This is a genomic window from Synechococcus sp. KORDI-49, from assembly GCF_000737575.1.
Taxonomy (GTDB): domain Bacteria; phylum Cyanobacteriota; class Cyanobacteriia; order PCC-6307; family Cyanobiaceae; genus Parasynechococcus.
This window is the reverse complement of record NZ_CP006270.1, coordinates 1,515,599-1,529,299: the sequence shown is the minus strand read 5'-3', so window position 1 is coordinate 1,529,299 and position 13,701 is coordinate 1,515,599. Positions and strand designations below refer to the sequence as shown.

At 50.1% G+C, this 13,701-nt stretch carries 7 protein-coding genes; 2 read left to right on the top strand and 5 right to left on the bottom strand.

The features are described 5' to 3' along the window. Nucleotides 1-30 precede the first annotated feature (30 nt). From KR49_RS07740 to queC, 3 genes are read right to left on the bottom strand one after another with little or no spacing between them, the layout of a single operon-like run. Nucleotides 31-840, bottom strand: coding sequence for an aminotransferase class IV (locus KR49_RS07740; protein ID WP_043693729.1), 810 nt, complete (start codon nt 838-840; stop codon nt 31-33). Then, nucleotides 837-2,135 (bottom strand): anthranilate synthase component I family protein, encoded by a 1,299-nt coding sequence (locus tag KR49_RS07735; RefSeq protein ID WP_043693726.1) that lies wholly within the window; start codon nt 2,133-2,135, stop codon nt 837-839. The genes KR49_RS07740 and KR49_RS07735 overlap by 4 nt, the downstream gene beginning before the upstream one ends. Beyond that, nucleotides 2,132-2,812 (bottom strand): 7-cyano-7-deazaguanine synthase QueC, encoded by a 681-nt coding sequence (gene queC, locus KR49_RS07730; protein WP_043693723.1) that lies wholly within the window; start codon nt 2,810-2,812, stop codon nt 2,132-2,134. The genes KR49_RS07735 and queC overlap by 4 nt, the downstream gene beginning before the upstream one ends. A 197-nt stretch (nt 2,813-3,009) precedes the next feature. Between queC and KR49_RS07725 the strand changes: the two genes are divergently transcribed. Further along, nucleotides 3,010-3,285: a DUF6447 family protein gene (locus KR49_RS07725; protein WP_043693720.1), complete on the top strand. Its 276-nt coding sequence runs from the start codon at nt 3,010-3,012 to the stop codon at nt 3,283-3,285. Between the two features lie 26 nt (nt 3,286-3,311). Next, the gene (locus tag KR49_RS13920) at nt 3,312-4,136 is read left to right on the top strand and encodes a hypothetical protein (RefSeq protein WP_162176158.1); all 825 of its coding nucleotides are present in this window, start codon (nt 3,312-3,314) and stop codon (nt 4,134-4,136) included. Nucleotides 4,137-4,142: 6 nt separating this feature from the next. Here the strand turns inward: KR49_RS13920 and KR49_RS13015 are convergent, their stop codons facing one another. Together KR49_RS13015 and KR49_RS07715 are read right to left on the bottom strand one after the other, a co-directional pair. Continuing rightward, nucleotides 4,143-5,390, bottom strand: a complete 1,248-nt coding sequence (locus KR49_RS13015; RefSeq protein WP_052378209.1) for a peptidylprolyl isomerase — start codon at nt 5,388-5,390, stop codon at nt 4,143-4,145. Nucleotides 5,391-5,411: 21 nt separating this feature from the next. Then, nucleotides 5,412-13,595 carry a hypothetical protein gene (locus KR49_RS07715; RefSeq protein ID WP_156957160.1) on the bottom strand — a complete coding sequence of 2,728 codons (8,184 nt, stop codon included), beginning with the start codon at nt 13,593-13,595 and terminating at the stop codon, nt 5,412-5,414. Between the last annotated feature and the right edge of the window lie 106 nt (nt 13,596-13,701).

The window sequence follows — 13,701 nt, the reverse complement described above, 5'->3', positions numbered from 1 at the left end:
ATATCACCACGATATATTGATTATATCGTGCTAATTCAGCAGGCTCTGCCAAAAGCGTTCTGTGTCAGCCAGAGTTCGCGGCAGTCCGTTCAAGGCGATCACCGGTCGGCAGCTCAGGCTGTTGATCAGAACGGCCTCGTCGTCTGGGTTCAGGTCTGATCCAAGCTCCGCTTCCTTCACCAATCCCAGCGTCAGCGCCCGTCCCCTCATCACCCCCGGCAGGCATCCGCTGCTCAGTGGTGGCGTCAGCCAGGAACCGTTGCGCCTCACCATCAGATTGGCCACTGTGCCGCAGCACAACTGACCTCGGGTGTTCAGAAGCAGGGCGTCATCGCACCCTTGCAACGTGGCTTCCCGACGTGCCAGAACCGCCTGGCTGTAGGCAAAGGTTTTGCATCGACTGATCAGGCTGTCGGCGTTGCGTCGTTCCTGTTGACAGATGATCGCTGTCACAGCGCTGAATGTCGGTGCTCCGGACTCGAGAGTCATCCAGAATCGATGTTGTGCCGGTTGAGGCACATCGATTCCCCGCCGGCCTGATTCGCCACGGCTCCAGTTGAGTCGGAGGACAGCGCTTTGCCTCTGCAGACCACAGCGCTGGGTCGCTTCCTCGATCAGCGGTTGCAGATGGCTCCGCTCCGGGGGTGGTGCCATGCCAAGCAGGTTGGCGCTGATGCTCCATCGCTGCAGATGTTCCTCCAGCAGTCGAGGTTCACCACTCTCAATGAGCACAGTTTCGAAGAGGCCATCGGCGAGTTGCAGTCCACGGTCGTTGAGGGGCAGGCTCAGCTCATGCGGAGCCCCCCACTGCCCGTTCAGCCAGGCGATCGCTCGGGTCATGCAAGAGCCTCCAGCAGTGGTTGCAGTTTCCACATCAGCTCTTCCGCTTCGCCATCGGGGTCGGAGTCGGCGACGATGCCGCAACCGGCGTGGGCCCGCAGAGTGATGCCGTTTCGCATCAGCGATCGGATCAGAATGTTGCTGTCGAAACGTCCATCCCAATCAACGCGGATCAGTGACCCGCAATAGGGACCACGGCTGGTTGGTTCCAGTTCATGCAGGCGCTGACAGGCCCGCAGTTTCGGGGCACCGCTGATCGACCCCCCCGGCCAGCATGCCTGCAGCAGGTCGACCCAGCTCAGGTTCTGCCGCAGCTGGCCTTCCACCACGGAGGTGAGGTGGTGCACCGAGGCGTAACTCTCCAGCCCCACCAGTTGTGGCACCTCGATTGAGCCCGGAATGCAGACCCGGCCGAGATCATTGCGCAGCAGATCGACGATCATCACGTTCTCGGCTCTGTCCTTGTCGCTGGAGACCAGCTCCGCTGCCAGGTCGGCGTCCTGTTCCGGTTCTGGGTGGCGTGGTCGCGTGCCTTTGATCGGTCGTGTCTGGACCCGGCCCGCGGAGTCAACCTGCAGGAAACGTTCCGGTGAGGAGGAGAGCAGCGCTTCTCCGTTATCGGCGATCACCAGTCCGGCAAAAGGGGCAGGACAGCGTTGCCGAATCCTCTGGAACAGCTCCAGGGCTGAGCCATGGGCCGGCCAGGTGGTGCTGCAGCAGGCGGTGAGGTTGGCCTGGAAAAGGTCGCCGTCCGCGATCAGTCTGCGGATGTGCCGAACGCCATCGGCGAAACTCCGCGCATTGGTGTGGTGCGTCCAGGAACCAAGAGGGATGGCCGGACCACGATCGAACTCCGAGGTCTGGCAGGCGGCAAGCCCTTCTGCAAGCTCTTCCATGGCTTGAGGATCCGTGCCAACGACCCACAGTTCCCTGCGCCGGAGATCAAAATTCAGGACGGGGTCATGGCGGGCGATCCAGAGACTGGCCATGCCATCGCGCGACCAGGGGTTGCCGGGTTCACACCAGGCGGCAGCTTCGTAACTGAGCCATCCGGTCCAGTGACCTGGGCCGAGTTGATGCAGGGCTGCAAAGGGATCCCGGGCGTTGGCATCTCCCGGCAATCCCCGGCAGCAGATGATCTCCCGGGGGTTGCTGGCGATGGTGACCCTGTGCCCCAGTTCGCTCCCGTCACCATCGAGCCAGATCAGTCCCCTCTCTCCGTTCTCTACTGCCAGTTGCCGGGCCACCGCGACAGGCTCGCGCCAGGGCAGCTCCAACCTCTGGGTGGTGATCATGGTCGGTTGGCGCTGCAGAGATCAGCCCGGCCAGCCTCCCGCAGGGCGGCATCACGGATGCGACAGCTGTCGCAGACTCCGCAGGGTGTGCTGCCTCCGCTGTAACAGCTCCACGTTGCCTGGATCGGCACATTCAATCGAAGGGCTTCTTCCACAATTCGGGTTTTGCTCCAGTGCACCAACGGTGCCCACAGCTGTGTGCCATGTCCTTCCCGACCGGCTTTGCTGGCCAGATCCGCCAGATCCTGAAAGGCATGCAGGTAGTCGGGGCGGCAGTCGGGGTAGCCGGAGTAGTCGACGGCGTTCACGCCCAACACCAGCCGTTCGGCGCCTCGGGCCTCAGCGAGGCTGAGGCCGATCGCGATGAACACCGTGTTCCGTCCCGGTACATACGTCGGCGGGATCACACCATCTTGAACTCCATCGGTGGGAATGGTGATGGCGGCATCGGTCAGAGCTGACCCCCCCCAGGCGGCAAGGTTGACGGCAATGCGGTGGTGTTCTGCGAGGCCAAGGTGATCCGCAACTGCGGCAGAGGCCTCCAGCTCTCGGCGATGGCGTTGGCCGTAATCAAAGGACAATCCGATCACCCGGAATCCATCCTCTAATGCGAGGGCTGCTGCTGTGGCGGAGTCCAGTCCTCCCGAGAGCAGGGCGATAGCCGTTGCGGACGTCATCCTTTCATTCTGAAGTCTGGCGTGTCATCCAGCTGTATGGTCTTCCAGGAAGGGTTGACTGACATCGATTTCTGGTTCTGATTACGATCTTCCAAACAATTTTATGCCGCGTAAATAATGTACGGCTTTTGCGAATCGAGCTTTGATGTCCGAATTGAACATCAGTGCTAGCGTCCAAATGAAGCATTCATCTGACCATGTCTGAAGAACAGCAGGCCTCTCAGCAGTCTCAGGCCAAGATCAAGCTTGGAGATACAGAATACGATTTCTCCTCTCTTTCGGACCCAGCCAAACAGCTTGTTGCTGCTCTTCGTTCGTCGGAAGCTGAGATGAAGAGTCTGCGCAACCAGATGGCTTTGATGGACGTGGGTCGTCGTGCTCTTGTCGCTCAGCTTCGTCTTGCTGTTGAGAATCCTGAAGCATTCGCTAAGTTACAAAATACGGAATCCAGCTCTGACGGCGGTCAGGGCTGAACCCATCAGCATGCGGCTTTGACTGAATGGCAACTGACAACAATCATCCAGTCTGGGAATACAGAGTCATTCATTTGAATGTCTCTCCTCCAGCCGGGTCCTCGCATGCTAAGAGTGCCCGGCCTGTTTCTGATGGGCCCCCGCCTCCATCGGTGAAGCAGCCTCCAAAGCCCACTCCATCAGCTGAACCGCAGAAATCGGGTTCTCCAAACCCGATTTTCTCTCAGGCCTATCTTGAACAGGAGTTTCCAAGCTTCTACTCCCATCCACCTTCCTCTCGCCAGGGTGCTAGTGGAGGAGGAGGTCAGAGTTCTCATCCAGCACACCAGCTTCAGAGCTTTCTGAACACCAATGGTGAGCATGGTTGGGAATTGGTTGGATTTTATCCAGTCGGCCCATTGATGCTGATGATTTTCAGACGTCAGAAATTCGTTGAGGCCGAGAAGGTTCTGATCGATCCAAGTGAATCTTCCGCAACGTCGTCATCTCCGGATTTGGTTTCGAAAATTCTCGACCGACTGGAGCAACTTGAATCAGCTGTTGGTGCTGGAGCTGCAGCAAAACCAGAGGTAGAGGATTCACAGGATTCCAGTCAGCCAAGAATTCTTTCCAGTGATGAATTGCGTTCACTTGAGAAGTTGCCACCTCTCACAACGCAGCAAGCTGCTGAAGCCATTGGCTATAGATCAGTTGAAACATTGCAACGCTTTTTAAGACGCTATGGTTCGAAGCCAGGATTGGTAAAGGCAAACATCAGTGGTGCCGCTGTTGTCTTTCGCGGTAAATTGGTAGATCCTGAATCGGGGCGAGAGCAGGGGATGTGGTGTGTCTTGCCTGATGCGATGTCTTGATTGCAATCAGGTTTCCACAGGAGTTGTCAGCTGATTCAGGGAATTCAACAAGTCTGAAGGATTTGTATCTTCGGCGATTCCATTTAAATTCTGCTGTAAGGACAGGCCTGGGAATGTGCCAAAGGCGTGTCTCAGCATCAGTTTGCCGTCCTGAAGATCGATATTTCGATTCTGATCAATATCGATGATGCTTTCTGTTTGACTTGATAGGGCTATTGAATTGATCTGTTCGTCTTCTTTGGTGTTCAAATGGTTGCTTAGGATCAATGCATTATCCAGGAGTTGCTGGTAGCCCGTTAGGTTGTCATTTGTACTGTTGAAGACGGGTATCAGTTGTTCAAGGTGTTGGCCACTTAGCTTTTCTGTCGCTCGTAATGTGAGCCAATCCATAGAGCTTTGTTCGATTATGGTTTCCGACGAGATCAGAGTTTGGCCATTTTCTAGAGTCGCTTTAATGGGGGTCTGATCTGCATTGTCAATGCTTAGTTCAAAATCGATTTCCTTGCGCTGGTCGATAATTTCAATTGATTTGAATCTCACGGTGTCAGGTGCTGTAATTGTATTGTCGGTTAGAGATAAATAAGGCAGAGTGCTGAATACGCCACCTGCATTGGCAACTGGTGAGCTTGCTAATATGTCGACAAAGAGCAAGTCTGTTTCTGTCTTTGTCTTTCCAAAGACAGTAAAACCGCCATTCTGGTTGTCTAGATTGTTGCTGTTGTCGGCAAGATTGAAAAACCACTGGTTGGTGGCGCTATCGGGATCGTTGCCAATTTTGGCCATCGCAATCGTGCCTCGTGTATTGCTTCGCTCACTGCTGAATTCGTTCTGTACTGGCGAAAAGCTTTCAATGGTGGATGGACTTGTCTGGTTGTCAGACCATTGAAAGCCTCCTCCCTGAAGCACGAATCCTGCAATCAGACGATGAAGAATAACGTCTGTATATTTTCCCTCTTCAACGTAGCGTTCAAAGTTAGCGACAGTCTGCGGTGCCCCGGATATTTCGTCGTCAAGTAGAGAGACATCAATCCAGTCCTGAGTAAGGACGATCGGTAGTTGATCGCCAAGAACGGAATTGATGCGTTCAGCTAAATTATCACTAAGGAGAAAACGTGCAATTCGATGCCCGCCTTGAAATGTTTGGAGGTCGATGGAATGAATTTCACTGGAAGCCGATCGATAGATGATCGGCTTCCAGTGATCATTTTGAGTCAACCACTCATCAAAAATAGCCTGCAATTCCTGATATTCCAAAGCAGTTGATCTGTCCTCCCTTTATGTTGCCTGTTGATCTGAGATTAGACTATTCAGATTTTCGATAATGTCGGCGTGCGTGACTGTGTCGTTGCTGAAACCGTTTGAGAGAGATGTGCTTGGGAAGGTACCAGTGGCCTGACGCAGAATCAGTGCCAGATCACTCGTGTCGAACGTACCAGAGTTGTCAATGTCAAGCACCTTGTCTGGTGTTTGAATGCCAAGGTCAAGATATTTTCTCACGGAAGATTCCGTTGTGCGTTCTCCACTGGTCGACACCAGTTGATTCAGAACTGGATCAGTTTCAAGACTGCCTTCAAGATGACGGCGTGTGATAGCCAGTCCATCGGCGAGGGCATTGATGATGCCATCAGAGTCCACATCCAATTTCCAGAGTACTGTCTCAACTTCAACAGCTACACCATCTTCATTGATGACAGTGGTGGTGGTTGTGTCTGGAGCAGCGGCCGTCAAGCTGGCGAATGCCAAGCCACCTGGTGAGACGATCTCACCATTCACTTGCTTGTCATCATCGCCACGCCCACCATCTCTGACATAGAGAGCCATGACATCGTTTGTGCCATTTGAATCTGAGTCTTCAAGGAGTGCTCCGGTACCGGTTGTGCTGTCGTACGTAAAGATGAAAGCATCACCATTATTTGGTTTGCGATACCAGATCAGGTCTCGAGTCTCTTCAGGATCACTCAACTGAGCAATGATTTCATCACTGAGTTGAATACCAATTCGTTGTAGTCCGAGATCCTGTGTGGTGGAAGCGTGATTGGAGTTGAAGTTCTCTCCTTGTAGTGCGTTTCCTGGATTCCCTTCAGCAAGGAACCCAGAGAGTGTGCTGCTTCTCGATCTTGCAGAAACATCAACTGGTTGGCTGATCGGAGTGAGATCTTCCGCTTCGTCCTTCGTGTCGTTGCCCAGTTCTGAAATTTCTTTCGCTCCGAACTCTTCTGTAGAACCGGTACTGGTGAGTTCTGCAGGCTCGTTGTTGTTCAGTTCGGTGATGTTCTCAGACGAGACCTGATCGGAAACCGTTTCTGGAACGTCCTTCGTGACAACGACAGCGACTGTTGAACTGGTTGAGCTGCCATCCTCTGAGGTGAGGGAGCTCTTGAACGCGATTGGGTTTCCTGAGAGTTCCTGACCCATGGCACCCAATTCTTTTTCCAGCGCAGCTTTCAGCGTGTTGACTTCATCGGTCGTTGGTTCTGTTAGCTTGGCCAATCCCATTAAGTCGTTTTTATCAATCTTGACAGAATCAGACGAGTCACTGGTTTCTCCGAAGAAGCTGTCAAAAATATCATCATAAGAAACGATTCCTGTGCTAATTTCAGTTTGTGCCGCCTCCAAAGTGTCGTGGCTTTTTGCTATTAGGCTGTAACTCGTTGGATTGAAGGAATAGATATGGGGATTAACAGTGAATTGATAGGTCTTGGTACTTTCATATTCGGAGAGATCAAATAGCAGTGTTTCATCTGAGGGAGTGAACGTGAAGGAGCCATCGTCGTTGACTGTTTCTGTCCCCCAGTTCACGCTCCATTCTTCGTAATTTAATAAATTATTCAGGGCAACCAGGTTCACGTCTTCCGTGAAATCAGTGGCTCTGAGGGTGTAGATTTTTCCACCATTCAGCTTCAGTGTCCACCAGTCTTCTGGATCAAGTGAATTTAACTCACCTTCTGTCGGCACACCATCGACTGTGATCGAGCCGCTGGGTGAATCTTTCGTGTCTGTATCAACGTCAAGACTTACGGATGTATCCAGAGTTGCGCTTATTGCGACTGATGGAGCCTCAAGTCCTGGGGTTGGAGGTGTCCAGGAATTGATTTCGAGTCTGTAAGAACCTGCTTCGACATATTGGTTAAATGTTCCTGTCCAAGATTCATTCAACCATTGGCCGCCAAGGTCAAATAAATTCATGAATACATCACCTTCGAAATCTTCAGGTGTTGTCAGGCTAAAGGTGAGATTTCCTGCAACATCAACATTGAAAATCTTTTCTTTTCTATAGTTATCTAGGCTGACATTGAAGTCATGGCTGGTTGAATCTTCCGTGAATGTCTTTTCTGCTTCAAAGGTTGCAGCACTTGTGCTGATTTTTAATTGATAGTCTTGGCTGATTTCATTCCATGTTTCGCCATGTTCAACAATGAGTCTCCACTCGCCGGCAGGTAATTGGAAGCTGACATTCCGCTCATCATTTGTCGGGGATTCTTGCCAATCATCTTGTTTTGAATTGAATGAACCACCGACATAGTCAAATGTTCTTTCATTTTCCAAGACAAAATCAAGGTTTGCATCGCCGTCGTCGTCGAGTGTTTCTCCATTGACATCTGTCAGATCAATGGTGACTTTGGAAAACTCTTTTAGTTTGAATACGTATTCATCGATGAATTGAAAATTACTGCTCAAGCTGGAGACATTTCCGTTGTCTTGAATGTAAAGTCCATCATTGAATACAACATTGGTAAGATCATTCAGTAAGAACCATGAGTTGGCATCTTCAAAGCTGAAGTCAACAGAGTTATTCCACACTTCAAAATCACGAATCTTGCTGCTGTTTTTCAGACTGTCTTTCAATGAATTTCCTGAATATGTCAATTTGACGACATCAGTCGATGTGACAGCGCTGTCAAGTTGAAACTCGAGATCCCCCCACCGATTCAGGATGACACTGGTTGCTGTGATTTTTTTGGTTTTATTCTCACTGTCGGTTGCTTCAAGTGAGAAATTAGACGGATTTGGTAGATTCTCATTGCTGAGTTCAGCGTCTCCAATATAGATTCCGTTTGGATCTTCCAGTTGAAGGTGCATCATCTTGCCTGCTACATCGGCATACATGATGTGAGGCCCTTGTTCATCAGGTGATTCATTCTTCAGTGGTAAGAAGTAGAACGGTTCAGCAGCAACCCCATTGAGGTTCGTGAATGCGTTGTCTGCTTCTGTGCTGCTGTCAGAGAAAGTAGATAGGGACGGGTCATAGGTTGCCTCCACGAATGTTCCCGAAGGAACTGATTCACTCAGTGTGAAGACCAGTTTCTTTCCATCCACAGCAATGTCTTCTTCACTCAGTGTCAGACTGGTTTCAACACCACGTGCTGGGTCATAAGAATAGAATTGGAAGTCTGCTTTTTCAGGGACGGTTGCCTTTTCAGAATCGGTGGAGAAGTCAGCATCACCATAAAATTCAAGAGTGATTTTTTTGCCCTTCACCACGCTTGTCTCAGGATTGAGCATGATCTGCTCACTGAAATCAAAGCCCATTTGACTGAAAGCAGCCCAGTTATCGACTTTGACTTTTTCTCCAGCTTCAAGTCTTTGGCCATTGACGTCGACAAAGCCATGGCCGGCTTTGGTCAAGACACCTTCTTCATCATAAACATCATCACTTAGTTCGAAGGAGACTTTACTCTCCGGTGTCAGGATTATTTCGCCTTCTTCTTTCAAGGTAATGATGAGTTGGTGTCCCCATTCCACTCGAACGTCATATTTTTCAGGGTCAACAAGCTTTTTGTCGATCTTCAGTTTAATGTCGCCTGGCTTGTATGTTGATCCATTGGCCTCAATCTTGGCCAGTTCGTCCATCCCTACATAGTCCACTTGGATGCGTCGATTGGAATCTGAGTCCGGACCAAGAGGATCTGTCCATGCCCATTCAAAGCCGGGCTTGCGTAAACCGAAATTGTTGACCCATTCATAACTTTCTGTATGGAAGGAGCTGTTGTATGCCTCTTCTGCTTCCATGAATGCGAGGTCATTGCTTTCGTCAAAGACAACGTACCCCCACATATCAACCAAAGGCTTTTCGCCGTCTTCGGGAATATTGAAGTCAATGGTTGAACTTTTAAGAGTTCTGAATTCGTCACTTTCGTCAACGATATCTCCAAATGTCAGCACTTGATCTGCGAAGAGCTCAATCTCGTCAAGTGCTTTTATGGATTCCAGTTCTTGATCGGTAAAGCTAAGTCCTTGCCCATTCCGTGTTGCATGAGGACCTGTTCCCTCATCAGGGTCTCCACCATGGCCACTGACATTCCACGTGAAAATTTCGTCTCCAACAGTGATTTCTAAACCTGGGCCGTAATCCTTATCGGCTGGATCGCCATCGTGATCTTCGAAGTCGCCCTGAGGAGGCTCCTGACCTTCGCCGTTGTGATCTTCGAAGCCGCCTTGAGGAGGCTCCTGATCTTCGCCATCGTGATCTTCGAAGTCGCCTTGAGGAGGCTCCTGACCTTCGCCGTTGTGATCTTCGAAGTCGCCTTGAGGAGGCTGCTGCCCTTCGCCGTTGTCATCTTCGAAGTCGCCTTGAGGAGGCTCCTGACCTTCGCCGTTGTGATCTTCGAAGTCGCCTTGAGGAGGCTGCTGCCCTTCGCCATTGTGATCTTCGAAGTCGCCTTGAGGAGGCTGCTGCCCTTCGCCATTGTCATCTTCGAAGTCGCCTTGAGGAGGCTGCTGCCCTTCGCCGTTGTCATCTTCGAAGTCGCCTTGAGGAGGCTCCTGGCCTTCGCCATTGTCATCTTCGAAGTCGCCTTGAGGAGGCTGCTGCCCTTCGCCGTTGTGATCTTCGAAGTCGCCTTGAGGAGGCTGCTGCCCTTCGCCATCGTGATCTTCGAAGTCGCCTTGAGGAGGCTGCTGGCCTTCGCCATTGTCATCTTCGAAGTCGCCTTGAGGAGGCTCCTGGCCTTCGTCCTCGTGCTGAAGGGCTACTGCATCGAGATCGTCTGGATTATCGGTGTCATCATCTTCACTGTCATCAGAAAAAGGATCGACCTCAGTTACAACAGCTTCCAGCCCTTTGGATTCCGCATAAAGGTCGATCAGAGCCCTGAACTGTTGCCCATCAGTAATGGAGTTATGACCTGGGCTCGATACTGATCCGAAATCGAATGACTCATACAGTTCAAGACCGTCGAAGAAGCTTTCAAGCTTCTGCTGTAGATGGCCCGTAAGTAGTTCCGGTGTGAATGCTGTTTCTCCTTCCTCCAAGGCCAAGGGGATATGGATTTCAGATTCGTATTGAGGCCCATATGGATCTTTGAAACCTCCGCCTGACATCATAAACAGCTCTTCCTTTTCAAGATCACTGAGAGGAGATTCTTGATTAGAATCACCCCCGTAGATGTCAACCAATAGTGTGTAATGGCGATATTCTGAGTGGGTGTGGCCTGCTTCATTTTCTTTTGGAATCTCGATTTCAACATTCAGCAAAAGATCATCGCCACTATCAAATGCTTTTCCTTCTACTTTCAGTGTTTTGGCAGCAAGTCTTTGCTGATCCCAGGGAAGATGCCATGGTGTTTCAAAGAAGACATTCGGGAAGTAATCAGACCACTCTGGGTAATCAACCGAATCATCAATGGCAAGGACACCCAGACCATCCCCGTAGCGATCAATCGTGACAACATTAGTTTCTTCCCAGTTCTGCCAGGAGCGAGTGATCAGGCTGAAGCCATCGGGATCAGCCGCTACAGCAGTTCCTTCTTCATTTAGTTTTCCAAACCAGATTGAGTTATAAACTCTATCGAGTTCCCCATCTTGATGTTGTAGAGTCAAAGTAACACTGAAGTCACTCAGCCCTTCTCCATCTGTCAGAGCGGAAAGTTTGAGGCCAGGGTTGACCACTTCAGTACTTTCAGCACCACCACCCATCTCCGTGTTGCCACCAGTTCCTTCCTGATCTGGATTGAAGGGGCCTTCTTGCATCTCGTTCGGCGCATCCTCCTCTTCACCGGGAGGATTTTCGGTATCATCCTGATGGTTCGGTTGATTGCCAGTGATTGGGACTTCACCGGTATTATCAATTTCATCGTTGTGCGATGTTGATACATTCTGTACATCGTTCTGCTCTGTCTCTTCCTCTTGCATGACTAGCTGAGTGGTATGGATGTCTTGATGTTCTTCATTCATATCAGGCTCTCCCTCATTCATCATTCCGTTTTCATCATGTCCGATTGGTGGCTGGCCTTCTGGCATGTCATTCGGTCCTTCATCGCCACCCATCTCGTCATGCCCAACCCCATAACCAGGCATGAAGTGACTTTCGATGTATTTAGTCCATGTGACATCCGTTGCTTGCGCCCAAGCTGCTGCATCCGTGATTGAACCAATTAAGACCTCGAGGCTTTCTAATTGATGAATGTCCTCGAGGGTAATTTGAGAGGCGCCTGCTGGACCTATGGAAAGTGTGGCACTGGTCAGATCTTCATTGCCGATAACAACATCAAAAACAGACTTATCGAAAAACAGATAAGTTTCGTTTGCATTGATACTTTGTTCTGCATCTTGTTCGTCATTGCTTGCCAGTGCATCTGCTGGTATTGTTTCTTTGATCAGGTCGTCATATGACATTCGAATTTCCCATGATTCTGGAATCGCATAATCTGTGGATTCGAGAGACGGAATAGCGCCCTCCTGTTTCAATGAGATTTCAATCTCGCTAAATGCTGCTTTTACGTCATTGAGCTCAAGCTTTGTCCAGGTTGTGAACACATCTCCATCTGCAGCATCTGGATTCAAGGTTTCAACGACAAAATCTTCTGTGATGAGTGGGTCGAGACTTATAAAATCAATATCTCCTGCCATGTCCCAATCAATTCTGAATTGTGTTTCTGTCTTGCTGACTGCCATGCGAAGTCCATCATTTGCACCGTATGAGTTCTCAGACAAACTTTCGAGACGCTCGGAGATTTTGTCGTCATTGAACGAAACGACTTTCCCTGTTTTGTTTGTGAGATTAAAAATTGTTTCGCGTCCTGTCTCTTCGAGATTCGAAACTTTGTATGTCGCGAACGATTTGATTGAGTTAGGTAATCCCTCATGTTCGGCAAAGCCTAGTTCAACTCCATTATCGAGGCCAAGATTGGTTCCATTGAGAACTATTTGATTGTTGTTGATGTCAAAATATCCCTCAGCTTCTTCCATGCCATTAATTGAGTATTCGGCTTCTCCTATCCTGACGTCCAGTTGAAATGCATCAAGAGACCAGAAATCAGAAATTGGATAACTTTCAGCTAATAATGGTCCGACAACAACGTCGGTAGAACCCTCTGTCTCTCCCTCAATTTTGAAGTCAACTTCGAAGCTATAGCCTTCTTGAATTTCTTCACTGACAAAGACGAAGATGTAATCTTCTCTCATCCCTGGCATCATCCCTGAGTCGGGATACATGAGGCTGAATGGGTCAGTAAAGCTGGGTATATTGTTTTCAATAACTGTTCCGTCTTCATCTACTAGCTTGACCGTTCCTGTGAAATTGCCAAGATCATCAAAATGTTCAGATAGATCACCCATAAACGACAGTTCTGCCAAAGTTGCTTTATTAGCTTCGCTGTGTGCTGGTGCACCATTTGATCCATGGAAAAATTCACGGAAATTTGAGGAATCGTAGTCGTTGGTACCACTTAATTTGTTGGCGATAGAAACGAATGTCGACGAGTAGTTCTCTGCAATGTCAGGATTTCCTTGAGTCTCTGAGATTGTGTCTTCGTCATTCCCTTCGTTTCCGTCATCCACGTCATTTGCAAATTCATCGTTGTTTTCATCATCTATCTGATTGTTGAAAATGGCGTCTTCTTCTTCGTTGTCAGGGTGCTGTAGTGCGATGTCTTCAAAATTGTCACCATCTTCGCCGTCGTCTAGCTCAGCATCGGGAACCAGCTCGTCGTCTTCGGCCTGGTTGTCGTCGATATCTTCTTCTTCGCCGTCGTCTAGCTCAGCATCGGGATCCAGCTCGTCGTCTTCGGCCTGGTTGTCGTCGATATCTTCTTCTTCGCCGCCGTCTAGTTCAGCATCGGGATCCAGCTCGTCGTCTTCGGCCTGGTTGTCGTCGATATCTTCTTCGTCGCCGCCGTCTAGTTCAGCTTCCGGATCAAAGGGATCCCCTGGGCCATCACCATTCTCTCCATGGTCGGGCCCAAAGCCGTGATCTTCGTTTCCTGGTCCGTCCCCTCCCTCCGGTGGCTCCTCCTGTTCGTTGATGATCCCTGCCCAATTCTCTAATTCATCAATCATCCACATTCTGTGCTTGAGCAAATCGCTCCAGAACCACCCAAGAGCAGGTATCTCGCTGAGGCCACTGGTTTCCAGTTCACCATCGAGCCAAGCATTAACCACATATCCGTATGCGTCGAGACCGTGGAGCTTGCTCATGATGAGAAACCAAGGGTGATTTAGCATTTCCTGCATTCGAAGCATGCTTTGCTTCGGCAGGAGCTCATCCTTTTATGATAGATATTTTTTTCATATTTGTCGAGTCTGCTTGGTCATTGGTCATGCTCATTATTGGATTCTTGAGGCCCCC

Coding starts and splice junctions, on each gene's coding strand:
- KR49_RS07725 (WP_043693720.1), top strand. CDS start 3,010: ATGTCTGAAGAACAGCAGGCCTCTCAGCAGTCTCAGGCCAAGATCAAG.
- KR49_RS07735 (WP_043693726.1), bottom strand. CDS start 2,135: ATGATCACCACCCAGAGGTTGGAGCTGCCCTGGCGCGAGCCTGTCGCG.
- KR49_RS13920 (WP_162176158.1), top strand. CDS start 3,312: ATGGCAACTGACAACAATCATCCAGTCTGGGAATACAGAGTCATTCAT.
- KR49_RS07715 (WP_156957160.1), bottom strand. CDS start 13,595: ATGCTTCGAATGCAGGAAATGCTAAATCACCCTTGGTTTCTCATCATG.
- KR49_RS07740 (WP_043693729.1), bottom strand. CDS start 840: ATGACCCGAGCGATCGCCTGGCTGAACGGGCAGTGGGGGGCTCCGCAT.
- queC (WP_043693723.1), bottom strand. CDS start 2,812: ATGACGTCCGCAACGGCTATCGCCCTGCTCTCGGGAGGACTGGACTCC.